The sequence below is a fragment of the Kitasatospora sp. NPDC004240 genome, from assembly GCF_053603215.1.
In genome coordinates this window covers 83,442-110,150 of sequence record NZ_JBSGFD010000005.1, presented here as the reverse complement: position 1 = coordinate 110,150, position 26,709 = coordinate 83,442, and the positions used below count along the sequence as shown (strand labels likewise).

Below are 26,709 nucleotides of genomic sequence, written 5' to 3'. Positions count from 1 at the left end.
GGCGGCCCTCCCGCTCGCCGCGGCCGCCCCGGCCGCCGCCGCGACCGCCCCGCAGTTCCTGCACGGCATAGCCTCCGGTGACCCGCTGCCCGACGGCATCCTGCTCTGGACCCGGGTGACGCCCACCCCCGAGGCCGTCCCCGGCTCGGCCACCGGCCCCGACACCGAGGTGCGCTGGGAGCTCGCCGCCGACAAGAACTTCGCCACCGTCGTGGCGAGCGGCACGGTGACCGCCTCCGCGGCCTCCGACCACACCGTCAAGGCCGACGTCCGCGGTCTCACCCCGGACACCGCCTACTGGTACCGCTTCACCGCGGGCGCCACCGTCTCCCCGGTCGGCCGCACCCACACCACCCCGGCCGCCGACGCCACGCTCTCCCGGCTGCGCTTCGGCGTGGCCTCCTGCGCCAACTGGGAGGCCGGCTACTTCTCGGCGTACCGTCACCTCGCCGCCCGCGGCGACCTGGACGCCTTCCTCTTCCTCGGCGACTACATCTACGAGTACAAGAGCGGCGAGTTCTGCGCCCGCGGCTCCGTGGTGCGCCCGCACGCCCCCGCCCACGAGATCACCACCCTCGCCGACTACCGCACCCGGCACGGCCGGTACAAGACGGACGAGGACCTGCAGTCGCTGCACGCGAAGGTCCCGACCATCGCGATCTGGGACGACCACGAGTTCGCCAACGACGCCTGGTCCGGCGGCGCCGAGAACCACACCCCGGGCGCCGAGGGCGACTGGTCGGCCCGGATGGCCGTCGCCAAGCAGGCCTACTTCGAGTGGATGCCGGTCCGCCCGTCGATCGCCGGCACCACCTACCGCCGCCTGCGCTACGGCAAGCTGGCCGACCTGCACCTGATGGACCAGCGCTCGTTCCGCTCCCAGCAGGTCAAGTTCGGCGACGGCGACGTCGACTCGGCCGACCGCACCCTCACCGGCCGCGCCCAGATGGACTGGCTGAAGGCGGGCCTGACGGCCTCCGACACCACCTGGAAGCTGATCGGCAACGAGGTCATGATCTCGCCGGTCGCCCTGCTGTCGCTGCCGGCCTACCTGCTGCGTCCGCTGGCCAAGCTGCTCGGCCTGCCCGAGGAGGGCCTGGCCGTCAACACCGACCAGTGGGACGGCTACACCCACGACCGCCGTGAGCTGCTCGGCCACCTGAGGTCGCAGGGCATCCGCAACACCGTCTTCCTGACCGGTGACATCCACTCGGCGTGGGCCGCGGACGTCCCGAACGAGGCCGCCACCTACCCGCTGTCGGGCAGCGTCGCGACCGAGTTCGTGGTCACCTCGGTGACCTCGGACAACATCGACGACATCCTCAAGGTCGCCCCGCAGACCCTCTCGCTGGCGGCGGCCACCGCGCTCAAGGCGGCCAACCCGCACATCAAGTGGATCGACCTGGACTCGCACGGCTACGGCGTCCTGGACATCACCCCGGACCACACGCAGATGGACTACTACGTCCTCTCCGACCGGACCCGCAAGGACGCCACCAGCAAGTGGGCCCGCTCCTACCGGACGGCGTCCGGCAGCCAGCGGATCGAGCGGGTGTACACGCCGGCGAAGTGACGCGGCGCCGGGGCCGCGCCCGCCTCAGGACACCACGTCCTTGCGGGCGAAGCCCCGGAACGCCAGCGCCAGCAGCACCAGCGCGTACGAGCAGGAGAGCGAGACGCCCTGCAGCATGCCGCCCCACTCGGGGCGCGGCTGCAGGGCGTCCGCCCAGGAGTACTGCCAGTGCGCGGGCAGCCAGGCGCGCAGGTCGCCGAGCGCGGTGACGGCGTCCAGCACCCCGGTGACGATCGAGACGAACACCGCGCCGCCCACCGCGCCCAGCGGCGCGTCGGTCGCCGTGGAGAGCCAGAACGCCAGCGCGGCGATGACCAGTTCGCTCAGGAAGACGAAGGCCACCGCGATCGCCAGCCGGGGCAGCGCCACCGAGGCCGGCAGGCTCACCCCGGCCGGCAGCTTCAGGTCGCCCCAGCCGTACGCGGCGGTGCCGACCAGCAGCCCGATGGCCGGCAGCAGCACGATCGCCGCCGCCGAGAACGCCAGCCCCACCGCGAACTTGCGGGCCAGCAGACGGGCCCGGGGCACCGGCGCGGCCAGCAGGTAGCGCAGCGAGGACCAGCTCGCCTCCGAGGCGACCGTGTCGCCGCAGAACAGCGCGACCGGGATCACCAGCAGGAAGCCGGTGCCCATGAAGAGCATGGTGGTCGCGAAGTTGAGGCCGGAGGCGGTGGCCAGCTCGATGAAGGTGGTCCGGTTCGGCCGGTCCGGCGTGCCGCCGATCTGGAACGCGGCCAGGATCAGGAGCGGCATCGCCGCCAGCGCCCCGCCGATCACCAGGGTGCGCCGGCGCCGCAGTTGGCGCAGCGCCTCGATCCGCAGCGGCAGGGTCCGCCCGGCCCGGTAGCCCGGGGCGTGGTCGGGCGATCCGCCCCCGGGGGTCTCCCCGGCGGGCGCGACGTCGACAGCGGCACTCACGCCGAACCTCCGATCAGCGACAGGAACGCGTCCTCCAGCCGGCGGTGCGGGCCGGCCTGTTCCACCGGCACGCCCCACCGGACCAGCTCGGCCAGCAGGGCGCTGGCCGTCATGCCGTCCAGGCGGACCAGCAGCCCGCCCTCCACCGCCTCCGCCGAGCCGACGCCCGCCAGCGCGGCCGTCTTCTCCGCGGCCGCCGCCAGCTCCGCCTCCCCGTACGGGGCGCCGACGCCGATCAGCAGCAGCTCGCCGGCGCCGGTGATCTCCGCGACGGCGCCGGTGGTCACCAGCCGGCCGCGGTCCATCACCACCAGGTCGGTGCAGCTCTGCTCGACCTCCGCCAGCAGGTGGCTGGAGACGATGACGGTCCTCCCGGCGGCGGCGTAGCGGATCATCACCTCGCGCATCTCGCGGATCTGCGGCGGGTCGAGGCCGTTGGTCGGCTCGTCGAGGATCAGCAGGTCCGGCAGGCCGAGCATGGCCTGGGCGATGGCCAGGCGCTGCCGCATGCCCTGCGAGTAGGTGCGCACCGCGCGGTCCAGCGCCTCGCCGAGGTTCGCGATGGCGAGCGCCTCGTCCAGGTGGGCGTCCTCCTCCGGACGGCCGGTGGCCTGCCAGTACAGCCGCAGGTTGGCCCGGCCGGTGAGGTGCGGCAGGAAGCCCGCGCCCTCGACGAAGGAGCCGACCCGGGAGAGCACCGGCGCGCCGGGGCGCACCGCGTGCCCGAACACCCGGATCTCGCCCTCGTCGGGCCGGATCAGGCCCATCAGCATCCGCAGCGTGGTGGTCTTGCCGGCGCCGTTGGGGCCGAGCAGCCCGAGCACCTGGCCCTTCTCCACCCGGAACCCCAGGTCGCGCACCGCGTACCGGTCGACCGAGCCGCGGTAGCGCTTGCTGAGCCCGTCGATCACCAGCGGGACCTCGGCCAGCGCCGGGTCGAAGGCCGGTCCGGTACCCCGCCGGCGGCGGCGCCGCAGCGGCGCGGCCACCAGCACCGCCGCGACCGCGAGCGCCACCAGCGGCAGCACCCAGGTCCGGGCGGGCAGCGGCGCGTCCTCGGTCTCCAGCGCGTCCACGGTCGGCGCGGTGAGCGCCCCGGCCGGGGCGGCCCGGTAGGTGGCGGGCTCGGCCGGCGAGGCGTACGCGAGGTCGGTGCTCGCCAGGACCAGGCGCAGCCGGTGCCCGGCGGGGAAGGTGTGGTCGACGGCGGGCAGCACCACGGTGACCGTCCGCCCGTCGGGCGCGTCGGCGCCGGTGACCCGCAGCGGGGCGACCAGCTGCTGCGGCAGGATCTGCTTGCCGTCCGGCCCGAGGTCGTACAGCTTGGCGAAGAGCACCGCGTCCGGCCGGTCGGCCTTGACCTTGACGGCCACGGTGGGCTGCCCGGTCAGGTGCAGGGCGCTCTCCAGCGGGGCGGAGTCGAAGCCGGCGTGCTGCCCGGGGAAGTCCAGGGACAGGCCGACGCCGAGCGAGGAGGCCTGGCTGAGCCCGCCGATGCCGGGCAGCGTGGAGATGTTGGGCGGGGCGCCGCCGGGCGGGTTGGCGAAGGCCTGCTCGCGGCCGGTCAGCTCGACCGCGCGGGTGCCGGTCCCGGCCAGGCCCGGGTAGCTCGTGGCGGTGGCGCCGCGCAGCACGGCCTGGAAGCCGGTGGAGTCGACGCCGCCGGTCCGGGTGACCCGGAAGGCCGGGCCGGTGTCGGCGTCCTCGCCCTTGAGATACGTGTCGAACCAGGCGGTCACCCGGCCCTCGACCCGCTCGCTGGTGTCCGTCCCGCCGTCGTGCCCGCCGGCGAACCAGTCGACCGCCACCGGCGCGCCGTTGGCGGCCACCGCGCGGGCAATGGCGTCGCCCTGGTCGAGCGGGAAGAGCGAGTCCTGCTGCCCCTGGACGACCAGGGTGGGCACCTTCAGCCGGCCGGCCACCGAGGACGGGCTGGAGCGTTCGAGCAGCGCCACGGCCTCCGGGTCGGCGTGCCCGGCGGTGGCGACCCGGTCGTACATCGCGCACAGCTCGGGCAGGAAGCGTCCGCAGCCGACCGGCTCGTCGGCCTCGCGCTCACCGCGCCGTCCCTCGCCGGGCCGCGCCGGCTCCTCCCCGGAGGCGACCAGGTCGCCCGCCGAGCCGGTGGTGAAGAAGATCCCGGCCCAGAGCTTCTTGAACACCCCGTCGGCCGCGCCCGAGCCCTTCACCCCCTGCGGGAACAGCGCGTCGGCCAGGTTCCACCAGGTGATCTGGCTGGCCACCGCGTCGATCCGCGGGTCGTACGCGGATCCGAGCAGCGCCGCGCCGCCGCCGTACGAGGCGCCGGTGATCCCCACCCGGGGGTCACCGGGGGCGTCGAGGCGGACCTCGGGCCGCTGGGCCAGCCAGTCGACCAGCCGCTTGACGTCGGCGATCTCCCGGTCCGGGGCGTTGAGGCCGATCCGGCCGCCGGAGTCCCCGAAGCCGCGCGCCGACCAGGTCAGCACCGCGTAGCCGGAGCGCGCCAGCTGCTCGGCCCGCTCGCGCTCGCCCTGCTTGCTGCCGCCGAAGCCGTGCCCGAGCAGGATCGCCGGGCGCGGGCTGCTGCCGGTGGTGAAGAAGGAGGTGTCGAGGTCGACCGTGCGGTCACTGCCGGGCGTCTCCGGCATCGCGAGGAAGCGGTCCTCCTGACGGACCGCCGGCCCCTCGTCGTCCGCGACCGCCACCACCGCGCCCGCGCCGAGCAGCGCGGCCAGCGCCACCGCTCCCGCGAGCAGCCGACGGCCACGGGGTTTTCCGCGCAGGCGGCGCCACACCCCACCGAAGTCCATGGATAGTGATCCTATCCGCGAGCCCGGTAGGGCTTCGATAAAGACCGCCTGTCCACCTGCGCGACCACCACCCGGGCGCCCTCCCCCGCGTCCGTGCCGGGGAGGGCGTCGACGAACAGGCGCCCCTGGGCGGCCCTACAGCACCCGGGTCATCGTCCGGTGCGGGATCCCGGCGTCGTCGTAGACCGGCCCCTCGGCGGTGTAGCCGAGCCGCTCGTAGAAGCCCAGTGCCTGGACCTGGGCGTGCAGCTCCAGCTCGGTGGCGCCGTGCTCGCGCCCGGCCCGCTCGATCGCCCGGACCAGCGCCGCTCCCAGCCCGGTGCCCCGGGCCCCGGCCCGTACGGCGAGCCGGCCGAGCAGCACCCGGCCCTCGACGCCGGTGAGCTCCAGCGCCCGATCCCCGTGGATCAGCCGGCCGGTGCCCAGCGCGGCGCCGTCCGCGTCGATCGCCAGCAGGTGCAGCGAGGTGGCGTCGAGCTCGTCGAACTCCAGCTCCTCGGGCACCCGCTGCTCGACCACGAAGACCTCGTGCCGGACGGCGCGCACCAGCGCGAGGTCCTCCTCGGTCTCGACGACCCGGATGACCTGCGGCATCAGCTCTCCGCCGCGATGATGTCCAACGCCTTGCGCAGGTCCGCCGGGTACTCGCTGCCGAACTGCACCCAGCCGCCGTCCGCCGGGTGCTCGAAGCCCAGCGACACCGCGTGCAGCCACTGCCGGGTCAGCCCGAGCCGCTTGGCGAGCGTCGGGTCGGCGCCGTAGGTGAGGTCACCGACGCAGGGGTGGCGCAGCGCCGACATGTGCACCCGGATCTGGTGGGTGCGGCCGGTCTCCAGCTTGATGTCCAGCAGCGAGGCCGCGCGGTAGGCCTCGATCAGGTCGTAGTGGGTGACCGAGGGCTTGCCCTCGCGGGTGACCGCCCACTTCCAGTCCGAGCTGGGGTGGCGGCCGATCGGCGCGTCCACGGTGCCGCTCATCGGGTCGGGGTGGCCCTGGACCAGCGTGTGGTACTTCTTCTCGGTCACCCGGTCGTGGAACTGGCGCTTCAGGTCGGTGTAGGCGCGCTCGGACTTGGCGACCACCATCAGGCCGGAGGTGCCGACGTCCAGGCGGTGCACGATGCCCTGGCGCTCGGCGGCGCCCGAGGTGGAGATGCGGTAGCCGGCGGCGGCCAGGCCCCCGATGACGGTCGGGCCGGTCCAGCCGGGGCTCGGGTGGGCAGCGACACCGACCGGCTTGTCGACGAGCACGATGTCCTCGTCGTCGTGGATGATGCGCATGCCGTCCACCGGCTCGGCGACGATCCGTACGGGCGCGGCGGGGGCCGGGATCTCGACCTCCAGCCAGGAGCCTGCGGTCACCCGGTCCGACTTGCCGGCCACGGCGCCGTCGAGCGTCACCTTGCCGTCGGCGGCCAGCTCGGCGGCCTTGGTCCGGGAGAAGCCGAACATCCGGGCCAGGGCGGCGTCGAGGCGCTCGCCCTCCAGGCCGTCGGGTACGGGGAGGCTGCGGATCTGCGCTGCGGTACTCACCCGTACGAGTATGCCGGACGGCGGGGCCCGTCCCGGACCGCCCGCCGCCCGCCCGTCCCCGCGGGGCTACTCGCCCTTGTCCTGCTGGTGCACGGTGCCGTCCGGGTTGCTGCCCTTGAAGGAGAGCAGGACGACCAGGACGCCGCCGCAGACGATGGCGGAGTCGGCGAGGTTGAAGACCGCGAAGTGCTGGACGGAGATGAAGTCCACCACGTGGCCGCGGAAGACGCCCGGCGAGCGGAAGACCCGGTCGGTGAGGTTGCCGAGCGCCCCGCCGAGCAGCAGGCCGAGCGCGATCGCCCAGGGCAGGCTGTACAGCTTGCGGGCGATCCGCCAGATCACCACGATGACGGCGGCCGCGATCATGGTGAAGACCACGGTGAGCGCCTGGCCCATGCCGAAGGCGGCGCCGGAGTTGCGGATCACCTGGAAGGTCATCACCTCGCCGATGACCTTGATCGCCGGCCGGTTCTCCAGCTCCGCGACGACCAGCAGCTTGGAGCCGAGGTCGACCAGGAAGGCGACCAGCGCCACGACCAGCAGCACCCCGATGCGGCGGTGGCCCCTGGCCGGCTCCGCGGCCGGGGACTCCGCGGCCTCGACGGGCTCCGCGGACTCGGTCACGGCCTCCTCCACGGCGCCGGCGGTCATCGGGACGGACTCGTCCCTGGTCTGGGGGGAACCTGGCGTACTGATGATCCGCTCCGCTGCCGATGGAGGTCCCCCGGGCGAACGGTGGGGGAAGGTCTGCCGATGCTACGGGGTCGAGCGTACGGCAAGCCCGACCCCCCGCGTCGTCGCGGTCAGCGGCGTTCCTGCTTGGCCTTGCACTGGACGCAGAGCGTCGCCCGGGGGAAGGCCTGCATCCGGGCCTTGCCGATGGCCTGCCCGCAGGACTCGCAGATGCCGAAGCCGACGCCCTCCAGCCGGGCCAGCGCGCGCTCGGCCTGGGCGAGGCTGTCGCGGGCGTTGTTGGCGAGCGCCAGCTCGCTCTCCCGCGAGATGTTCTTCGTACCGGCGTCCACCTGGTCGTCGCCGGCCCCGTCGTTGGAGTCGCGCATCAGCCCGGTGATCGCCGCCTCGGCCGCCCCGATCTCGGCCTGGAGCCGGTCCAGCTCGCCGATCAGCTCGGCGTGCAGCTCGTGCACCTCCTCGGAGGTCCACGGGTCCTCGCCCGGGCGGACCGGCAGCTCGGCCGGATCGACGGATTCGGCGCCGCCGCCGGTCCGCGGTTCGCCGACGACGGCCACGCGGGTGCTGTCGGTGCTGGTCGTGTGCCGTGCGGTAGTGGTCACGGTCCCCTCCCCTGGATCGCCTGCCACGGCCTTGCGTGCCCGCTTGGTGGCGGTACCCGCGCCGGTTGCCTTCTGCGCCATGGCTTCGACCCCATCTACGAACGAATCGAGCCGCCGGTTCCCGGCGGCTTCCAGTGCCGGAACGATAATCCGCATCAAATCCGGTCACAACATGACATACCGACGCCCGATAATGATCCCACTCGGGCAGCCGTCCCACCCACCCGGGCCGCACGCCGAACAGGGTTGTGCCCCGTGGAACCCCCGCTAACCACCCCCTGACCACGCCGTCCGCGCAGGGGAAATCCGACTTGCGGCGGCCGATACACTGGGCCTGCAAGGCGTAGATGGGACGAGTACCGCAGTACGCAGCCAGCAGCGACCCGGGGACGGTGGGAGCCCGGGGGTGTGCACGGCGGGAAGATCACCCCGGAGCCGCCGGAAGAACGGCCGCAGGCCCACTAGACCCGGCAGCAAACCCAAACAAGAGGTCCGCCGGCGCGCCGGCGGTCAAGGAGGGTGGTACCGCGGGGCGGCTTGCCGTCTCGTCCCTCCGGAGGATCCAGTCCACATCCGCCGGAGGTCTGACACCCGCGATGCGTACCTACAATTCCGTCCCCGCCCAGGTCGACCTGCCGGCCCTGGAGCACTCGATCCTGTCCTTCTGGCAGGACAACAAGGTGTTCCGGCGCAGCCTGGAGCAGTCCGAGGGCCGTCCCGAGTGGGTCTTCTACGAGGGCCCGCCCACCGCCAACGGCATGCCCGGCGCCCACCACATCGAGGCCCGCGTCTTCAAGGACGTCTTCCCCCGCTACCGGACCATGAAGGGCTACCACGTCGCCCGCAAGGCCGGCTGGGACTGCCACGGCCTGCCGGTCGAGCTGGCCGTCGAGAAGGAGCTCGGCTTCTCCGGCAAGCAGGACATCGAGGCGTACGGCATCGCCGAGTTCAACGCCCGGTGCCGCGAGTCGGTGACCCGCCACACCGACGAGTTCGCCAAGCTCACCGAGCGGATGGGCTACTGGGTCGACCTCGACGAGGCGTACCGGACCATGGACCCCTCCTACATCGAGTCGGTCTGGTGGTCGCTGAAGCAGATCTTCGACAAGGGCCTGCTGGTCCAGGACCACCGGGTCGCCCCCTGGTGCCCGCGCTGCGGCACCGGCCTGTCCGACCACGAGCTGGCCCAGGGCTACGAGACCGTGGTCGACCCCTCGGTCTTCGTCCGCTTCCCGCTGACCTCCGGCCCGCTGGCCGGCGAGGCCGCGCTGCTGGTCTGGACGACCACCCCGTGGACCCTGGTCTCCAACACCGCCGCCGCCGTGCACCCGGAGGTCACCTACGTGGTGGCCACCGACGGCACCGAGAAGCTGGTGGTCGCCGAGCCGCTGCTCGCCAAGGCCCTCGGCGAGGGGTGGGAGCCCACCGGGCAGTCCTTCACCGGCGCCGAGATGGAGCGCTGGGCCTACCGCCGCCCCTTCGACCTGGTCGAGATCGAGGACGCCCACTACGTCCTCAACGCCGACTACGTCACCACCGAGGACGGCACCGGCATCGTCCACCAGTCACCGGCCTTCGGCGCCGACGACCTCGCGACCTGCCGCCGCTACGGCCTGCCGGTGGTCAACCCGGTGCTGGCCGACGGCACCTTCTCCCCCGAGGTCCCGCTGGTCGGCGGGCAGTTCTTCAAGAAGGCCGACGAGGCCCTGGTCGCCGACCTCAAGGCCCGCGACCTGCTCTTCCGCCACCTGCCGTACGAGCACAGCTACCCGCACTGCTGGCGCTGCCACACCGCGCTGCTCTACTACGCGCAGCCGTCCTGGTACATCCGGACCACCGCCGTCAAGGACGCGCTGATCCGCGAGAACGAGGCCACCAACTGGTACCCGGAGACGGTCAAGCACGGCCGCTTCGGCGACTGGCTGAACAACAACATCGACTGGGCGCTCAGCCGCAACCGCTACTGGGGCACCCCGCTGCCGATCTGGCGCTGCGAGGAGGGCCACCTCACCTGCGTCGGCTCGCTGGCCGAGCTGGGCGAGCTCACCGGCGCCGACCAGAGCGAGCTGGACCCGCACCGCCCGTTCATCGACGACGTCACCTTCGACTGCCGCGAGTGCTCCGGCACCGCCGTGCGCGTGCCCGAGGTCATCGACGCCTGGTACGACTCCGGCTCGATGCCCTTCGCCCAGTACGGCTACCCGTACCGGAACAAGGAGCTGTTCGAGAAGCGCTACCCGGCGCAGTTCATCTCCGAGGCGATCGACCAGACCCGCGGCTGGTTCTACACGCTGATGGCGGTCGGCACCCTGGTGTTCGACAAGAACTCGTACGAGAACGTGGTCTGCCTGGGGCACATCCTGGCCGAGGACGGCCGCAAGATGTCCAAGCACCTGGGCAACATCCTGCAGCCGATCCCGCTGATGGACCAGCACGGCGCCGACGCGGTCCGCTGGTTCATGGCCGCCGGCGGCTCGCCCTGGTCGGCCCGCCGGGTCGGCCACGGCACCATCCAGGAGGTGGTCCGCAAGACCCTCCTCACCTACTGGAACACCGTCGCCTTCCAGGCCCTGTACGCCCGCACCACCGGCTGGGCGCCCTCCGCGTCCGACCCGGCCCCGGCGATGCGTCCGCAGCTGGACCGCTGGGTGCTCTCCGAGCTGAACACCCTGGTCCGCGAGGTGGACACGGCCCTGGAGGCGTACGACACCCAGCGGGCCGGCAAGCTGCTGTCCGCCTTCGTCGACGACCTCTCCAACTGGTACGTCCGCCGCGGCCGCCGCCGTTTCTGGCAGGGCGACGCCGCCGCGCTGGCCACCCTGCACGAGGCGCTGGAGACGGTCACCCGGCTGATGGCCCCGCTGACCCCGTTCATCACCGAGCGGGTCTGGCAGGACCTGGTCGTCCCGGTCACCCCGGACGCCCCGCTCTCGGTCCACCTGGCCACCTGGCCCCAGGCGGACGAGACGCTGGTCGACGCCGACCTGTCCCGGCACATGGCGCTGGTGCGCCGCCTGGTCGAGCTCGGCCGGGCCACCCGCGCCGAGTCGGGCGTGAAGACCCGTCAGCCGCTCTCCCGGGCGCTGGTCGCGGCCCAGGGCTGGGAGGAGCTGCCGGCCGACCTGCGGGCGCAGATCGCCGAGGAGCTCAACGTCTCCACCCTGGAGTCGCTCGCCGAGGTGGGCGGTTCGCTGGTCGACACCAGCGCCAAGGCGAACTTCCGCGCCCTGGGCAAGCGCTTCGGCAAGGGCGTGCAGGAGGTCGCCAAGGCGGTCGCCGCCGCCGACGCGGCCCGGCTCGCCGCCGAGCTGCGCGCCGACGGCGCCACCTCGGTGGAGCTGGACGGCGAGCGCGTGGAGCTGGGCCCGGACGAGGTGATCATCACCGAGACCCCGCGCGAGGGCTGGGCGGTCGCCAACGAGTCCGGCGCCACCGTGGCGCTGGACCTGGCCATCACCCCGGAGCTCAAGCGGCTGGGCGTCGCCCGTGACGCGATCCGCCAGATCCAGGAGGCCCGGAAGAACTCCGGCCTGGACGTGGCCGACCGGATCGTGCTGCGCTGGCGCGCCACCAGCGAGGAGACCGCCGAGGCGATCGCCGAGCACGGCCCGCTGGTCGCCGAGGAGGTGCTGGCCACCGACTTCGCGGCCGGCGCCGCCGACTGGACCTCCGAGACCTTCTCGGACGAGTCCCTGGGCCTGGCCTTCCAGCTGCGCAAGGCCTGACCGCACGCGCACCGCAGCCGCCGCCACCCCCGGGTGGCGGCGGCTGCGCCGTTCCCGCGTCCGCCGCGGACCGGGACACGGAACGAGGGCGCCCCCGCCATGACCGTCAGGTCACGGAGGGGGCGCCCTCGATGTACCGCGTACCGCCTAGTTGTCGCCGTCCTCGTCGATGAGGAAGCCACGCATCGGCGCCGGGGCCTGCTGCATCGGCTGCGGGGGCTGCGGACGGACCGCCGCCATCGGCTGGGTCATCCCGGCCGGCTGCATCTGCGGGGCGGAGGGACCGCCGGCCGACGGGCCGCCGAAGCTCGGGGCACCGCTGCCGCCGAACGCGCTCTGCCCGCCGAACGAGGGCTGGTTGCCACCGAAGGACGGCTGGTTGCCGCCGAAGCTCGGAGCACCCCCGCTCATCGCGGACGCGCCCGCCGGGGCCATCGACGACGCGGCCGGCGGCAGCGAGGCGGTGGCCGGGATGCGCGGCGGGGCGAGCGAGTCGTCCGCCTGCGACTCCAGCTGGCGCAGCTGGGTCTCCAGGTACGACTTCAGACGCGTCCGGTACTCACGCTCGAACGCCCGCAGGTCCTCGACCTTGCGCTCCAGCGTGGCCCGGGCGGACTCCAGCGAGCCCATCGCGACGCGGTGCTTCTCCTGCGCGTCCCGCTCCAGGGCGTCGGCCTTGGCGCGGGCGTCCCGCTCCAGGCCCTCGGCGCGGCTGCGGGCCTCGCCGACGATCTTGTTGGCCTCGGAACGCGCCTCGGAGATCGCCTGGTCGGCGGTCTGCTGGGCGAGCGCCAGAACGCGGGCGGCGCTGTCGCCACCGGGACCCTGCTGCTGCTGCGGCGGCGGCTGCATGGGGCCGCCCAGCGGGCCGCCCATCTGCTGCGGGCCGCCCATGGGGCCGCCCATCTGCTGCATCTGCTGCTGGCCCATGCCCTGGCCCATGGGGTTGCCCATGCCCTGCGGGCCGCCGGGGCCGCCCATCGGCTGGAGCATCTGACCGCCCATCGGCTGGACCAGCTGCTGCTGGCCGCCCATGGTCTGGTTCATCTGCTGCGGGCCGCCCATGGGGCCGCCCTGACCGGCCGGCAGCTGCGGGGCGCCGGAGGGCAGGCCGAGGGGCTGGTTGCCCATCTGCTGCTGGGGCGGGCCCATCTGCTGCGGGCCGCCGGGGCCACCCATCTGCTGCGGGCCACCGGGGCCCTGCTGGCCGGGGACCGGCGGGCCGGATATGGCGGCCGGCACGGGCGCGCCGGGACGCGAGTCCTGCGGCGGCTCCTTGCGCATGTTGGCCTGGTTCTGCGCGGCGGCACGGGTCGCGGCGGCCAGCTTGGCGCGCAGGTCCTCGTTCTCGCGGAGCAGTCGGGTCAGCTCGGCTTCGACCTCGTCGAGGAAGGCATCGACCTCGTCCTCGTCATAGCCTTCGCGCAGGCGGACGGTCGTGAACTGCTTGTTCCGAACGTCCTCGGGGGTCAATGGCATCTCTTCACCTCAACGTGATCGTCGGCACACCGGCATCCTGTCGCATCGCTGACTACGACTAGGGCCGCACAAGCGAGATCAGGACATACACAATGATCATCAGTACGAAGAAGGACAGGTCGAGCGCCACGCCCCCGAGACGCAACGGCGGGATGAACCGCCGAAGAAGCTTGAGCGGCGGATCCGTGACAGTGTACGTGGCTTCGAGGACCACAACCATGGCCTTGCCGGGCTGCCAGGAACGCGCGAACTGGAAGACCCAGTCCATGACCAGTCGCACGAGCAGGAACACCAGGAAGACGGTCAGCGCCCAGTAGAGCACCGTCCACACGATCCCCATCGCGCTTCCCTCTCCCCGGCCCTCGGGCCATCAAGCCTTCGCCTGTCGTTACACACTGTCGATCAGATCCACACGTAAAGTCGTGGCCGGGTCAGCTCTGGTTGAAGAACCCACCCTCGGCGATCCGAGCCTTGTCCTCCGCCGTGACATCGACGTTAGCAGGCGACAGCAGGAACACCTTCTGCGTCACGCGCTCAATGCTGCCGTGCAGACCGAAGACGAGTCCAGCGGCGAAGTCTACGAGCCGCTTGGCGTCCGTGTCGTCCATCTCGGTCAGATTCATGATCACAGGGGTCCCGCCGCGGAACTGTTCCCCGATGGTACGGGCCTCGTTGTAGGTCCGGGGGTGCAGTGTGGTGATGCGGTAGGGCTCGCGCTCGTTCACTACCTTGGGCATGATCACCGGGGCGCTCTTCTCCAGATTGTGGCGGCGGTCGGGTGTGATGGACGACACTGGGGCCATCCGCGGGGTCTCCTGGCGGATCGGCACCGCGGCCGGCACCGGCTGCGGCGTGATCGGGGCGACCGGGGCGGGCGCCGGGGCGGCCGGCCGGGGGATGTCCTCCGTCCGCCCGGTACGGATCGGCTCGGGGTCCGCGTCGTAGTCGTCGTCGGGGTCGTACCCCTGGCCGTCGTACGTCTCGTCCTCCACGAGGCCGAGGTAGACCGCCATCTTGCGCATTGCGCCGGCCATGCTCCTGTCTCCTCCGCTCATGCCCACCGCGCCGTGGCCCGGTGGTCGCTTCGCGAACGCGCGCCTTCGATGGTCGCTCGCTCCGCCCGCTCCGTGGTGGACCGGCTCCGCCGTCGGCGGCCTGGCCGTACGGGCCCTGCCTGCGGACTCCGCGGCACCGCACCCCGGCGACCTTCCGGCCATGGCGACCCGTCAGGCCGACGGCCGGTCAGAGGTCGGGGTGGGGACCCGCGGAGTTGCGATCCACGGTCTCGCTAGCGCTCTGAAAAGCTGCTAGGTTATGTCCTATTTTGTCCTGCAGTCTGATCTACTACCCGGTGACGTTACCTGAGGGGTGACCGCACTCCGAGTACCGCCGTTCCGACGCGCACGTGTGTCGCCCCGGCGGCCACGGCCTGCTCCAGGTCCCCGCTCATCCCTGCGGAGACCATGGTGGCACCGGGATGGGCCGCCCGTACGGCGGTTGCGATTTCCGCCAGCCGCCCGAAGGCGCGGGCCGGATCGCCGGCCAGCGGACCCGCCAGCGGGGCCACCGTCATCAGGCCGTCCAGCCGCAGTCCCGGCGCCGCCGCGATCGCGTCCGCCAGCGCCCCGACGTCCTCCGGCGCCACCCCCGCGCGGTGCTCGCCCTCGCCGTGCTCCTTGTCCAGGGCGACCTGCACCAGGCAGCCCAGCTCCGGGCGCTGCGCCTTGAGCACGGCCGCCGACAGTGACTCCACCAGCCGGGCCCGGTCCACCGAGTGCACGTGGTTCGCGTACCGGACGACCGAACGGACCTTGTTGGTCTGCAACTGGCCGACGAAGTGCCAGTCCAGCGGAAGGTTTCTGCACAGCTCGGCCTTGGGCGCGGCGTCCTGGTCCCGGTTCTCCGCGACGTCGGTCACCCCCAGCGCGGCGAGCAGCGCGGTGTCCTCGGCCGGGTAGGTCTTGGTGACCACCACCAGCCGGACCTCCTCGCGGGGGCGGCCGGCCGCCGCGCAGGCGTCGGCGATCCGGCGCTCGACCACCTCCAGGTTGGTGCCCAGTTCCTCGAACCGGGCCCGCTGGCCCTCCGACAGCCCCGCGGAGAATTCGGCGCTGCCCGGGAACGGTCCGTAGATGTCGTTCGTCATCAGAGTTCAGAGCCCAACCAGACGTAGCTCGCGAGCCGGCCCGTGCGCTGCTCACGGCGGTAGGAGAAGTGATCGGCGGATTCGAGGGTGCAGACGGATGACCGCACCAGCTCGGTGACACCCGCGGCGGCCAGCTGCGCCGCCACGCCCGCCGGCACGTCCAGGGCCGGGGTCCCCCAGGAGGTCTCGGCGTACGCGGCCGGCACCGTCTCGGCGACCTCGGCGCGCAGCCGCGCCGGCACCTCGTAGCAGCGGCCGCAGACGGCGGGACCGGTGGCGGCGGTGATCCGTCCCGGCTCGGCGCCGAGCTCCGTCATCGCCCGGACCACCGCGGGCACCACTCCGGCGGCCAGCCCCGGCCGGCCCGCGTGGGCCGCGCCGACGACGCCCGCGACCGGGTCGGCCAGCAGCACCGGGGTGCAGTCCGCGGTCAGCACCGCCAGCGCCAGCGGGCGGTCGGTGACGACCGCGTCCACCGTCGGGGCCTGCCCGTCCGGCTGGCGGGCCGTCACGACGGACACGTCCGCGCCGTGCACCTGGTTCATCCAGACCACGTCCGCCGGGGCCAGCCCCAGCGACCGCGCGGCGATCGCCCGGTTCTCCCGGACGGCCCGCGGGTCGTCCCCCACCGCGCCGCCGAGGTTCAGCTCCCCGTACGGCGAAGTGCTCACCCCGCCCCACCGGTCGGTGAAGGCGAAGTGAGCACCGTTGCGGACCGTGCGATCGGTCACTTAAGGAAATCCGGGACGTCGAGCTCCTCGGCGGGGCTCTCCACGAACGGCTGGCGGACCGGCTGCACCTGCGGCGGCACCGGGGCGGTGGTCGCGGTGGCCGGGGTCTCGGCCGGGCGCGACGCGGCCGGGCCGCCCTCGCCGTCCGAGCGGGAGGTCACCGAGCCGATGCTCCCGTACGAGGGCCGGGTGGCCGGACGCTCGGGGGCGGCCGCCGGGGTGGCCGGGGCCGGGCTCGCCTTGACCACCGGCTCGCGGACGATGGCCGGCGGCTGGCCGCCGTCGAAGCCGGCGGCGATCACGGTGACCCGGACCTCGTCGCCGAGCGCGTCGTCGATGACCGCACCGAAGATGATGTTCGCCTCGGGATGCGCGGCCTCGCTGACCAGCTGGGCGGACTCGTTGATCTCGAACAGGCCGAGGTCCGAACCGCCGGAGATGGACAGCAGCACGCCGCGGGCGCCGTCGATGGAGGCCTCCAGCAGCGGCGAGGAGATCGCCATCACCGCGGCCGCCTTGGCCCGGTCCTCGCCGCGGGCCGAGCCGATGCCCATGAGCGCCGAGCCGGCGTCCGACATGACCGACTTCACGTCGGCGAAGTCGAGGTTGATCAGACCGGGGGTGGTGATCAGGTCGGTGATGCCCTGGACACCGGAGAGCAGCACCTGGTCGGCGGAGCGGAACGCGTCCAGCACGCTGACCTGGCGGTCCGAGATGGACAGCAGCCGGTCGTTGGGGATCACGATGAGGGTGTCGACCTCTTCGCGCAGGCTGGCGATGCCGTCCTCGGCCTGGTTGGCCCGCCGGCGCCCCTCGAAGGTGAAGGGCCGGGTGACCACGCCGATGGTGAGCGCGCCCAGCGAGCGGGCGATGTTGGCGACCACCGGCGCGCCGCCCGTGCCGGTGCCACCACCCTCGCCGGCGGTGACGAAGACCATGTCGGCCCCCTTGAGGACCTCCTCGATCTCCTCGCGGTGGTCCTCGGCGGCCTTGCGGCCGACCTCCGGATTGGCGCCGGCGCCGAGGCCCCGGGTGAGTTCACGGCCCACATCGAGCTTGACGTCGGCGTCGCTCATCAGGAGGGCCTGCGCATCGGTGTTGATCGCGATGAACTCGACGCCCTTGAGACCGACCTCGATCATCCGGTTGATGGCGTTGACACCACCGCCGCCGATTCCGACGACCTTGATGACTGCGAGGTAGTTCTGCGGTGCTGCCACGTCGAAGGCCTCTCGCCTCGAATTTCCGGGTCGGCCCTGCGCCCGGTGGGGCTACGGACCGACGGATGTCGATGGGTGGGGAGCCTGGTTCCTGACTGAATGTCCGAAATGCCTACCGCCGACCCCAACCCTAAACTTGACGTTTAGGGTTAATGCTGTGCCTCTGTCACATCACCGTGAAACACAGTCTGGTGACACAGGACACTAGGTGGCGCCGGGCTCGTGTTTCAACGAACACGCCGAGCTTCCCTTTTTCTTTTGAGCCTATGTGATCATCGGCCGGCCGATGAAACCGGGGTGACCACCAAGGGTCGGGCCGACGTGGAATCGCGTCAAGCCCACCCGTCACCCGCCGTCGCCAATTCGACGACGCGCTCCGCGCGCACCCCTGTGGGACAGAACCTACCGGATCATCAGGACACCGCAGGCGCGTCCGGTGCACTCACGTCGAAGTTCGTACCCTTCTGACGCAGCAGCGCCACCAGGACCCGCGCTTTTCGATCGGTGTTCTCCGCGCTCCCCCAGCGGACGGTGACACCCCCGTCGAGCTGCAGCCGGATGTCGTCGTACGAATGCACGAGCACCGCGCCCGCGCGCCGGCCCACCTCGGCCGGCAGGCCGGCGGCCACCCGGACCGCCGCCTGCACCAGCTGGGGGCGGGTGATCACCTCGGCGACTTCGTTCGCCTGCTGACTGAGTCGCAGCTCGACCACCGGCACCCCCGCCGGCGGCGACGGTTCGGTGGCGAAGCTCACCCCGCCCGCGTCGACCTGCGCGAACAGCCCGTCCTCGCCCTTGACCGCGGCCACCGCGGTCCGCTGGGTGATCTTGACCCGGAGGGTGTGCGGCCAGCCCCGCCAGACCTCGGCCCGGGCCACCCGCGGGATCGCCTCCACCCGCCGCTCGGCCTCCTCGAGGTCCACCCGGGCCAGCGGGCCCTCGCCGAGCCCGCCGATCGCCGTCCGGACCTGGTCGGCCGTCAGCCGGTCGTCCGGGGCGCCCTGCACCGCGACGCTGCGCACGTCCAGCGCCGAGGAGAGGAAGACCAGCCAGGCCAGCACGCCGAGCACGGTGGCGCCGAACCCGCCGAGCACCACGACGCCCCGCCGGGAGAGACGCAGCCGGGGGGCGTGTTCCTCGTCCCCGAACCCGTCCTCCTCCCGGCGACGCCCCCGGCCGACGGCCGGGGGCGGGTCGGCGGCGAGCCGGCGGTCAGCCACGACGGCGGCCGCCCCTGGATGCCTCGATCGCCTCGTACACCATGCCGACCAGCAGGTCGTCGGCGTCCCGGCGGCCGAACTCGGCCGCCGCCCGGCTCATGTCCCAGAGCCGCTGCGGGTCGGTGAGCACCGGCAGCACGTTCTGCAGCACCCAGTCCGGGGTCAGGTCGGCGTCGTCCACCAGCAGACCGCCGCCGGCCTTCACCATCGGCTGGGCGTTCAGCCGCTGCTCGCCGTTGCCGATCGGCAGCGGCACGAACGCGGCGGGCAGCCCGACCGCCGCGAGCTCGGCCACCGTCATGGCACCGGCCCGGCACAGCATCAGGTCCGCGGCGGCGTACGCGAGGTCCATCCGGTCCACGTACGGGACCGGGCGGTACGGCGGCATCCCGGGGATGTCGTCGACCTGCGGCAGCTCGTTCTTGGGGCCGACCGCGTGCAGGATCTGCACGCCGTACTGCTGGAGCCGGGGCGCGATGGTCTGGACGGTCTCGTTGAGGCGCCGGGCGCCCTGCGAGCCGCCGGAGACCAGCAGGGTGGGCAGCCGCTGGTCGAGGCCGAAGTACTGGCGGGCCTCCGGGCGGGCCGCGTTGCGGTCCAGGGTGGCGATGGTGCGGCGCAGCGGGATGCCGATGTACCGGGAGTCCCGCAGCTTGCTGTCCGGGGTGGAGACCGCGACGAAGTCGCTGTACCGGGCGCCGATCTTGTTGGCCAGGCCGGGGCGGGCGTTGGCCTCGTGCACCACGATCGGCACACCGGCCCGCTTGGCGGCCAGGTAGGCCGGCATGGCCACGTAGCCGCCGAAGCCGACCACGACGTCCGCGTTGACCCGCTCGATGATCTCCTGGGCGGCGCGGACGGTGCCGCGCAGCCGGCCCGGGACGGTGATCAGCTCGGGGGTGGGCTTGCGGGGCAGCGGGACGGCCGGGATCAGCTCCAGCTGGTAGCCGCGCTCGGGCACCAGCCGGGTCTCCAGGCCGCGCTCGGTGCCCAGGGCGGTGATCCCGACGGACGGGTCGTGCCTGCGGAGGGCGTCCGCGAGCGCCATGGCCGGCTCGATGTGACCGGCGGTCCCCCCGCCGGCGAGTACGACATGCACCGAAATTCACCGCTCCCTGCGGGCCGGCCCGGGGGCCTGGCGCGCTGTGGTTCGTCGTCGTGGCAGCACCCGGGCCAGTCGTGTCCTGAACCGGGAGTTCTTGCTCCGGGCGGCCAGGGCCGCCTTCGCGCCCGGGTTGCTGCGTGCGAAGCAGAGCAGTACCCCGACCGCGCTCATGGCCGACAGCATGGCGGAACCGCCGTAGGAGAACAGCGGGAGCGGGACGCCCGCGATGGGCAGCAGTCCCAGTGCCGACCCCAGGTTGACCATGGCCTGCGCCATGATCCAGGTGGTGGCGGCTCCCGCGGCGTACCTGACGAAGGGGTCCCTCGTACCGATGGCCACACGGATACCCGCGTAGCCTAGTGCCGCGAAGAGACCGATCACCGACAGCGTCCCCACCAGTCCGAGTTCCTCACCGGTCGCGGCGAAGATGAAGTCGGTGTGCGCCTCGGGGAGCTGGCCCCATTTCTCCACCCCGGCGCCGAGTCCGGATCCGAGCGGTCCGCCGAGGGCGAACGAGTAGACGCCGTGCAGGGCCTGGAAACAGGTGCCGGCGGAGTCGAGCTTGGTGACCCCGATGCAGGAGAGCCGCTCGGCGCGGTGCGGGACGGTGACCACCAGCGCGGTGCAGACCACGACGGCCACGCCCAGGGTGGCGACGAACAGCCGCAGCGGGGCGCCGACCATCCAGAGCAGCCCGAACAGCACCGCGACCAGGATCATCGCGGTGCCCATGTCCCCGCCGAGCATGATCAGGGCCAGCAGCAGCAGCGCGCCCGGCACCAGCGGCACCAGCAGGTGCTTCCACTGGTCGAGCATCCCGGTGCGCTGCTTGCGGGCGAGCAGGTCCGCGCCCCAGAGCAGCAGCGCGAGCTTGGCGAACTCGGCCGGCTGGAACTGGAAGAAGCCGAAATCCAGCCAGTTCCGGTTGCCGTTGACCTCCACGCCGATCCCGGGCACGGCGACCAGCACCAGGGCCCCGATCACCCCGAGCAGCAGCGGGTAGACGATCACCCGCAGCACGGCCACCGGGACGGCGGCGAAGGAGATCAGCAGGACGCCGCCGAGCATCGCGGCGACCAGCTGCTTGAAGAAGTAGTACTGGGTGGAGTGGTGCTGGCTGAGCGCCAGGATCTGGGAGGACGAGGAGACCATCACCAGGCCGAGCACCACCAGCAGCAGCGCCGAGCCCATGATCAGGTAGTACGGCGTCAGCGGCCGGTCCAGGGTGTACCGCACCCGGGCGCGGAACGCCCGGGCCCGGACCACCGGACCGGCCGACTGGTACGCCGTCGTGGTGGCCGAGATCAGTCTCAGCGGCTGGGACCCCTCCTTTTCCGGCGCGCCGGAAACACCCCTGCCAGACCCCGCCACCGCAGTTCCCTTCATCCGGGGCCGCTCGCCCCCGGGCCGATCCGGAAGAAACGCCCTAGCCCGCCAGCTCCCGGACGCAGGCGGCGAAGACGTCGCCCCGCTCGCCGTAGTTGGTGAACATGTCCATCGAGGCGCAGGCCGGGGCCAGCAGGACGGTGTCGCCCGGCTGGGCGGCCCGGGCCGCAGCGGCGACCGCGTCGGCCATCGTTTCGGCGCCAGTCTCGCGCCCGTCCGGCTCGAACACCGGGACATCCGGGGCGTGTCGCGTCAGCGCCTCGCGGATCAGTGCGCGATCCTGGCCGATCAGCACCACGGCCCGCAGCCGCTCCGCCGCGCCCTGGACGAGGTCGTCGAAGGTCGCGCCCTTGGCCAGTCCGCCGGCGATCCAGACGACCGGCCGGTAGGCGGCCAGCGAGGCGGCGGCGGCGTGGGTGTTGGTGGCCTTGGAGTCGTCCACGTAGGCGACCCCGTCGACCTCGGCGACGTGGGCGATCCGGTGGGCGTCCGGGCGGAAGGCCCGCAGGCCGTCCCGGACGGCCTTGGCGTCCACGCCGTAGGCGCGGGCCAGGGCGGCCGCCGCGAGGGCGTTGGCGATGTTGTGCGGGGCCGGCGGGTTGACGTCCTCGACGGAGCCCAGCTCGGCGGCGTTCTTGTGGCGGTCCGGCACGAAGGCGCGGTCCACCAGCAGGCCGTCGACCAGGCCGAGCTGGGAGAGCCCGGGCGCGCCGAGGCCGAAGCCGACCGCGCGGCAGCCCTCCTCGACGTCGGCCTCGCGGACCAGCGCCTCGGTGGCCGGGTCGGCCAGGTTGTAGACGCAGGCCACCACGTTGCCCTCGTAGATCCGGCCCTTGTCGGCGGCGTACGCCTCCATCGAGCCGTGCCAGTCGAGGTGGTCGGGGGCCAGGTTGAGCACGGCCGCCGAGTACGGGCGCAGCGAGGGCGCCCAGTGCAGCTGGTAGCTGGAGAGCTCGACGGCGAGCACGTCGTACGGCTCCTCGGCGAGCACCGCGTCCAGTACGGAGACCCCGACGTTGCCGACGGCGGCGGTGCGCCTGCCGGCGGCGGTGAGGATCGAGGCGAGCATCTGGACGGTGGTGGTCTTGCCGTTGGTGCCGGTGACGGCCAGCCAGGGGGCGGGCTCGCCGGTGGCGGGCAGCGGGCGGCGCAGCCGCCAGGCGAGCTCGACGTCGCCCCAGACCTCGACGCCGGCCGCCGCCGCGGCGGCGAACAGCGGGCTGCTGGGCGGCCAGCCGGGCGAGGTGACGACCAGCCGGGTGCCCTCGGGCAGGGTGTCGCCGTCGCCGAGGCGTACGGCGGCGCCCAGCGCCTCCAGCTCGGCGGCGCGGGCCCGCAGGCCCTCGCCGCTGCCGCCGTCCACCACGGTGACCTCGGCGCCGAGGCCGCGCAGGACGCGCGCGGCGCTGATGCCGGAGACCCCGAGGCCGGCCACGGTGACCGGCAGGCCGGTCCACTGGAGTTCGGTCATCCGGTCACCCATCCCGCGTAGAAGAGTCCGAGGCCGACGGCCACGCAGAGGCCCTGGATGATCCAGAACCGGACCACGATGAGGACTTCGCTCCAGCCGGTGAGTTCGAAGTGGTGCTGGAGCGGTGCCATCTTGAAGACGCGCTTGCCGGTCATCCGGAAGGAGCCGACCTGGATGATCACCGACAGGGTGATGATCACGAAGAGGCCGCCGAGCAGGGCGAGCAGCAGCTCGGTGCGCGAGCAGATCGCCAGGCCGGCCAGGGCGCCGCCGAGGGCGAGCGAGCCGGTGTCGCCCATGAAGATCTTGGCGGGCGAGGTGTTCCACCACAGGAAGCCGAAGCAGGAGCCCATCAGGGCCGCGGCGACCACCGCGAGGTCCAGCGGGTCGCGGACGTCGTAGCAGTTGGCGGTGGCCGAGTGGAAGTAGGCGCAGCTCTGGCCGTACTCCCAGACGCCGATGAAGGTGTACGCGCCGAAGACCATCACCGAGGCGCCGGTGGCCAGGCCGTCGAGGCCGTCGGTGAGGTTCACGCCGTTGGACATCGCGGCGATCATGAAGTACGCGAAGATGACGAACAGCACCGGGCCGATCGACCAGCCGAAGTCCCGTACGAAGGACAGGTGCTGGGAGGCCGGGGTGAGCCCTCGTTCGTCACCGAACTGCAGGGCGAGCACGGCGAAGGCCAGGCCCACGAAGGACTGGCCGAGCAGCTTCGCCTTGGCGCGCAGGCCGAGCGAGCGGCGCTTGACGACCTTGATGTAGTCGTCCAGGAAGCCGACGAGGCCCAGACCGGCCGTCAGGAACAGCACCAGCAGCCCCGAGGCGGTCGGGCTCTCGCCCGTTATCGCCTTGGTGGCGAAGTAGGCGATCAGCGTCGCCAGGATGAAGGCGATGCCGCCCATGGTGGGCGTGCCCTTCTTGCTGTGGTGCGCCTTCGGGCCGTCGTCGCGGATGTACTGGCCGTAACCGTGCTTGGCGAGCAGCTTGATCAGGGCCGGCGTGCCGAGCAGCGACAGGATCAGGCCGATCATGCCGGAGAACAGGATCTGCTTCATCAGTTGGCCGCACCGTCCGCGAGCAGCGTCTCGGCCACCTTCTCCAGACCCACCGAACGGGAGGCCTTCACCAGGACCACATCCCCCGGCCGCAGCTGACTGCGCAGCAGCTCGACCGCCGCGTCCGCGTCGGACACCAGCACCGACTCCTCACCCCACGAACCTTCGTTCCTAGCGCCCAGTTCCATGCAGGCCGCCTCGCGTCCGCCGACCGCCACCAGCTTGGTGACGTCCAGCCGTACCGCGAGCCGCCCGATGGCGTCGTGCTCGGCCAGGCTCTCCTCGCCGAGCTCCCGCATCTCGCCGAGCACCGCCCAGGTGCGGCGGCGCTCCGGGCCGCGTCCCCCCATCGAGACCAGCGCCCGCAGCGCGGCCCGCATCGAGTCGGGGTTCGCGTTGTAGGCGTCGTTGACGACGGTGACACCATCGGCCCGGTCGACGACCTCCATGCGCCAGCGGGACAGCGCACCCGCCTCGCTGAGTGCTTCGGCGGTGTCGTCGACGGTCATCCCGAGCTCCATCGCCACCGCTGCGGCGGCGAGGGCGTTCGAGACGTGGTGCTCACCGTACAGGCGCAGCTTCACGGGTGCGGAACCGGCCGGGGTGGTCAGCGTGAACGATGGACGTCCGGTGGAGTCCAGGCGAACATCCTGTGCCCGCACGTGGGCCTCGCGGGACTCGCCGAACAGGACCACCTGGGCCCTGGTCCGGGAGGCCATCGCGCGCACCAGCGGGTCGTCGGCGTTGAGGATCGCCGCGCCCTCGGCGGGCAGCGACTCGACCAGCTCGCCCTTGGCCTCGGCGATCGCCTCCTTGGAGCCGAACTCGCCGACGTGGGCGGTGCCGACGTTGAGCACCAGGCCCACCCGGGGCGGGGTGATCGTGGTCAGGTACTCGATGTCGCCCTTGTGCCGGGCGCCCATCTCCAGCACCAGGTGCCGGGTGGAGTCCTCGACCCGCAGCGCGGTCATCGGGTGCCCGATCTCGTTGTTGAGCGAGCCGGGCGGGAAGACCGTCGGGCCGAGCCGGCCGAGCAGCTGGGCGATCAGGTCCTTGGTGCTGGTCTTGCCGGCCGAGCCGGTCAGCGCGACCACGGCGGTGCCCTCGGCGCGGGCCACCACGGTACGGGCCAGCTTGCCGAGCGCGTCCACCACGTTGCCGACCAGCACGGCGGGCACGCCGACCGGGCGGGAGGCGAGCACGGCGACGGCGCCGGCCGCGACGGCGCGGTCGGCGAAGTCGTGGCCGTCCACGTGCTCGCCGACGAAGGCCGCGAACAGTCCGCCGGGGAGGACCTTGCGCGAGTCGACCTCGACCGGGGCGGTCACCAGGGTCCCGGGGTCGGCGCCGTCCAGGGTGCCCCCGACGGCTTCGGCGACCTCGGCGAGGGTCAGTGCGATCACGGCTGCTCTACTCCTCGGGTGCCCCCGGCCGCGGCGGCGTGCGCGATGGACTCGCGCAGCACCTCCCGGTCGTCGAAGGGGCGGATCTCGTCTCGGACGTACTGGCCAAGTTCGTGGCCCTTGCCGGCGACCAGCACGGTGTCCCCCGCGTGGGCGCGCTCCACCGCCTGCCGGATCGCCTCGGCCCGGTCGGGCACCACCAGGACGGCGCCGCGCTCGGCCTCCGGCACCGAGGCGGCGCCGGTGAGCATGGTGGCGAGGATCGCGAGCGGGTCCTCGCTGCGCGGGTTGTCGCTGGTCAGCAGGGCGGTGTCGGCGAGCCGGGCGGCGATGGCGCCCATCGGCGCGCGCTTGTGCGGGTCGCGGTCGCCGCCGCAGCCGACCACCACGTGCAGCCGGCCCTTGGTGACCTCGCGCAGCGAGGACAGCACGGCCTTCAGCGCGTCCGGCTTGTGCGCGTAGTCGACCACCGCGACGTACGGCTGTCCGGCGTCGACCCGCTCCAGGCGGCCGGGCACGCCCGGCACCGCGGCGACCCCGGCGACCGCCCGCTCCAGCGGGAGGCCGGCGGTGACCAGCGCGGTGATCGCGGCCAGCGCGTTGGCGACGTTGAACGGGCCGGGCAGCGGGACGGCCGCGTCGGCCTCGGCGCCGTCCGGGCCGAGCACCCGGAAGGTCGAGCCGACCGGGCCCAGCTGCACGTCCACGGCCCGCCAGTCGGCGGCCGGGTCGCCGGTGGCGGAGAAGGTGGTCATCGGGATCTGCGCCTCGCCGGCCAGCCGGCGCCCGTACGCGTCGTCCAGGTTGGTCACCCCGCGGTGGGAGCGGCCGGGCTGGAAGAGCCGGGCCTTGGCCTGGAAGTAGTCCTCCATGTCCGGGTGGAAGTCGAGGTGCTCGGGGGTGAGGTTGTTGAACAGCGCGACGTCGTAGGTCACCCCGTCGACCCGGCCGAAGACCAGGGCGTGGCTGGAGACCTCCATGGTCACCGCGTCGGCGCCGCGCTCGCCCATCACCGCGAGGATCGCGTGCAGCTCGGTGGCCTCGGGGGTGGTGCGCTCGCTCTTGATCCGCTCCTCGCCGACCCGCATCTCGACGGTGCCGATCACCCCGGGACGGCGCCCGGCCCCGCGCAGGCCGCCCTCGACCAGGTAGGAGGTGGTGGTCTTGCCGTTGGTGCCGGTCAGCCCGATCATCAGCAGCCGCTCGGAGGGCCGGCCGTACACCACGGCGGCCAGCTCGCCCATCCAGGCCCGCGGCCGGTCGACGACCAGCAGCGGCACGCCGGCGTCGGCGGCCAGTTCGGCACCGGCCGGGTCGGTGAGCACCGCGACCGCGCCGGCGGCGACCGCCTGGCCGGCGAAGGCGGCGCCGTGGTGGTTGGCACCGGAGAAGGCGACGTACAGGTCGCCGGGGCGCACCGCGCGGGAGACGTGGGTGACGCCGCTGACCTCGCCGCCCTCGACGGGCGCCAGGCCCAGGATCCGGGCGATCTCGGCGAGCGGCACGGCCGCCACGTCCTGGGGACGCGGCGGACTCACGGTGGTTTGATCGGGTTTCGGCACGGCGGAGAGGCTATCCGCCGAAGGGCGTCCAGGGCCAAACCGGCCCTCCTGGCCACCGGCGGCCGCACCCGCCCGGTCGTTGCTCATGGTCGA

General features: G+C 72.9%; 21 protein-coding genes. 2 read left to right on the top strand and 19 right to left on the bottom strand.

Going from position 1 to position 26,709, the window contains the following annotated elements; genetic code table 11:
• The coding region (locus tag ACWEQL_RS02780) for an alkaline phosphatase D family protein (RefSeq protein WP_452148334.1) at positions 1-1,573 on the top strand (1,573 nt) is incomplete at its 5' end.
• A gap of 24 nt (positions 1,574-1,597) precedes the next feature.
• Here the strand turns inward: ACWEQL_RS02780 and ACWEQL_RS02775 are convergent.
• The 6 genes from ACWEQL_RS02775 to ACWEQL_RS02750 form a co-directional block, all read right to left on the bottom strand.
• A complete protein-coding gene (locus tag ACWEQL_RS02775) occupies positions 1,598-2,491 on the bottom strand; it encodes an ABC transporter permease (RefSeq protein WP_452148333.1) in 894 nt (297 codons plus the stop codon).
• Positions 2,488-5,283 (bottom strand): alpha/beta fold hydrolase, encoded by a 2,796-nt coding sequence (locus tag ACWEQL_RS02770; RefSeq protein ID WP_452148332.1) that lies wholly within the window; start codon positions 5,281-5,283, stop codon positions 2,488-2,490. The genes ACWEQL_RS02775 and ACWEQL_RS02770 overlap by 4 nt, the downstream gene beginning before the upstream one ends.
• A gap of 135 nt (positions 5,284-5,418) precedes the next feature.
• A complete protein-coding gene (locus ACWEQL_RS02765) occupies positions 5,419-5,877 on the bottom strand; it encodes a GNAT family N-acetyltransferase (RefSeq protein ID WP_452148331.1) in 459 nt (152 codons plus the stop codon).
• Positions 5,877-6,815: an RluA family pseudouridine synthase gene (locus ACWEQL_RS02760; protein ID WP_452148330.1), complete on the bottom strand. Its 939-nt coding sequence runs from the start codon at positions 6,813-6,815 to the stop codon at positions 5,877-5,879. The genes ACWEQL_RS02765 and ACWEQL_RS02760 overlap by 1 nt, the downstream gene beginning before the upstream one ends.
• Before the next feature lie 66 nt (positions 6,816-6,881).
• Entirely contained in the window at positions 6,882-7,466 is a 585-nt protein-coding gene (gene lspA / locus ACWEQL_RS02755; protein ID WP_452148329.1) for a signal peptidase II, read from the bottom strand.
• A gap of 152 nt (positions 7,467-7,618) precedes the next feature.
• A complete protein-coding gene (locus ACWEQL_RS02750; RefSeq protein WP_452148328.1) occupies positions 7,619-8,110 on the bottom strand; it encodes a TraR/DksA family transcriptional regulator in 492 nt (163 codons plus the stop codon).
• A 596-nt stretch (positions 8,111-8,706) separates the two neighbouring features.
• On the opposite strand from ACWEQL_RS02750, the gene ileS reads away from it, so the two are divergent.
• Positions 8,707-11,835: an isoleucine--tRNA ligase gene (ileS, locus tag ACWEQL_RS02745; protein ID WP_452148327.1), complete on the top strand. Its 3,129-nt coding sequence runs from the start codon at positions 8,707-8,709 to the stop codon at positions 11,833-11,835.
• 147 nt (positions 11,836-11,982) lie between these two features.
• On the opposite strand, the gene ACWEQL_RS02740 is transcribed toward ileS, so the two are convergent.
• The 13 genes from ACWEQL_RS02740 to ACWEQL_RS02680 all read right to left on the bottom strand — a co-directional run bounded on the left by ACWEQL_RS02740 (position 11,983) and on the right by ACWEQL_RS02680 (position 26,703).
• On the bottom strand, positions 11,983-13,314 hold the full coding sequence (locus ACWEQL_RS02740; protein ID WP_452148326.1) for a DivIVA domain-containing protein: 1,332 nt from the start codon (positions 13,312-13,314) through the stop codon (positions 11,983-11,985).
• Positions 13,315-13,372: 58 nt separating this feature from the next.
• On the bottom strand, positions 13,373-13,654 hold the full coding sequence (locus ACWEQL_RS02735; protein ID WP_452148325.1) for a YggT family protein: 282 nt from the start codon (positions 13,652-13,654) through the stop codon (positions 13,373-13,375).
• A 91-nt stretch (positions 13,655-13,745) separates the two neighbouring features.
• A complete protein-coding gene (locus ACWEQL_RS02730) occupies positions 13,746-14,348 on the bottom strand; it encodes a cell division protein SepF (protein WP_452148324.1) in 603 nt (200 codons plus the stop codon).
• 323 nt (positions 14,349-14,671) lie between these two features.
• Positions 14,672-15,460, bottom strand: coding sequence for a YggS family pyridoxal phosphate-dependent enzyme (locus tag ACWEQL_RS02725; RefSeq protein WP_452148323.1), 789 nt, complete (start codon positions 15,458-15,460; stop codon positions 14,672-14,674).
• A complete protein-coding gene (gene pgeF / locus ACWEQL_RS02720; protein WP_452148322.1) occupies positions 15,460-16,191 on the bottom strand; it encodes a peptidoglycan editing factor PgeF in 732 nt (243 codons plus the stop codon). Before pgeF ends, ACWEQL_RS02725 begins: the two co-directional genes overlap by 1 nt.
• Positions 16,188-17,411, bottom strand: a complete 1,224-nt coding sequence (gene ftsZ / locus ACWEQL_RS02715; protein WP_452148321.1) for a cell division protein FtsZ — start codon at positions 17,409-17,411, stop codon at positions 16,188-16,190. Before ftsZ ends, pgeF begins: the two co-directional genes overlap by 4 nt.
• Positions 17,412-17,824: 413 nt before the next feature.
• Positions 17,825-18,631, bottom strand: a complete 807-nt coding sequence (locus ACWEQL_RS02710) for a cell division protein FtsQ/DivIB (protein ID WP_452148320.1) — start codon at positions 18,629-18,631, stop codon at positions 17,825-17,827.
• Positions 18,624-19,730, bottom strand: coding sequence for an undecaprenyldiphospho-muramoylpentapeptide beta-N-acetylglucosaminyltransferase (gene murG, locus ACWEQL_RS02705; RefSeq protein ID WP_452148319.1), 1,107 nt, complete (start codon positions 19,728-19,730; stop codon positions 18,624-18,626). The genes ACWEQL_RS02710 and murG overlap by 8 nt, the downstream gene beginning before the upstream one ends.
• A 6-nt stretch (positions 19,731-19,736) precedes the next feature.
• Complete coding sequence (gene ftsW / locus ACWEQL_RS02700; RefSeq protein ID WP_452148318.1) at positions 19,737-21,122, bottom strand: putative lipid II flippase FtsW; 1,386 nt, start codon at positions 21,120-21,122, stop codon at positions 19,737-19,739.
• 40 nt (positions 21,123-21,162) lie between these two features.
• Positions 21,163-22,593 carry a UDP-N-acetylmuramoyl-L-alanine--D-glutamate ligase gene (gene murD / locus ACWEQL_RS02695; protein ID WP_452148317.1) on the bottom strand — a complete coding sequence of 477 codons (1,431 nt, stop codon included), beginning with the start codon at positions 22,591-22,593 and terminating at the stop codon, positions 21,163-21,165.
• Positions 22,590-23,651, bottom strand: coding sequence for a phospho-N-acetylmuramoyl-pentapeptide-transferase (mraY, locus tag ACWEQL_RS02690; protein ID WP_452148316.1), 1,062 nt, complete (start codon positions 23,649-23,651; stop codon positions 22,590-22,592). Before mraY ends, murD begins: the two co-directional genes overlap by 4 nt.
• Entirely contained in the window at positions 23,651-25,054 is a 1,404-nt protein-coding gene (locus ACWEQL_RS02685; RefSeq protein ID WP_452148315.1) for a UDP-N-acetylmuramoyl-tripeptide--D-alanyl-D-alanine ligase, read from the bottom strand. Before ACWEQL_RS02685 ends, mraY begins: the two co-directional genes overlap by 1 nt.
• The gene (locus tag ACWEQL_RS02680; protein ID WP_452148314.1) at positions 25,051-26,703 is read right to left on the bottom strand and encodes a UDP-N-acetylmuramoyl-L-alanyl-D-glutamate--2,6-diaminopimelate ligase; all 1,653 of its coding nucleotides are present in this window, start codon (positions 26,701-26,703) and stop codon (positions 25,051-25,053) included. The genes ACWEQL_RS02685 and ACWEQL_RS02680 overlap by 4 nt, the downstream gene beginning before the upstream one ends.
• Positions 26,704-26,709: the final 6 nt, after the last annotated feature.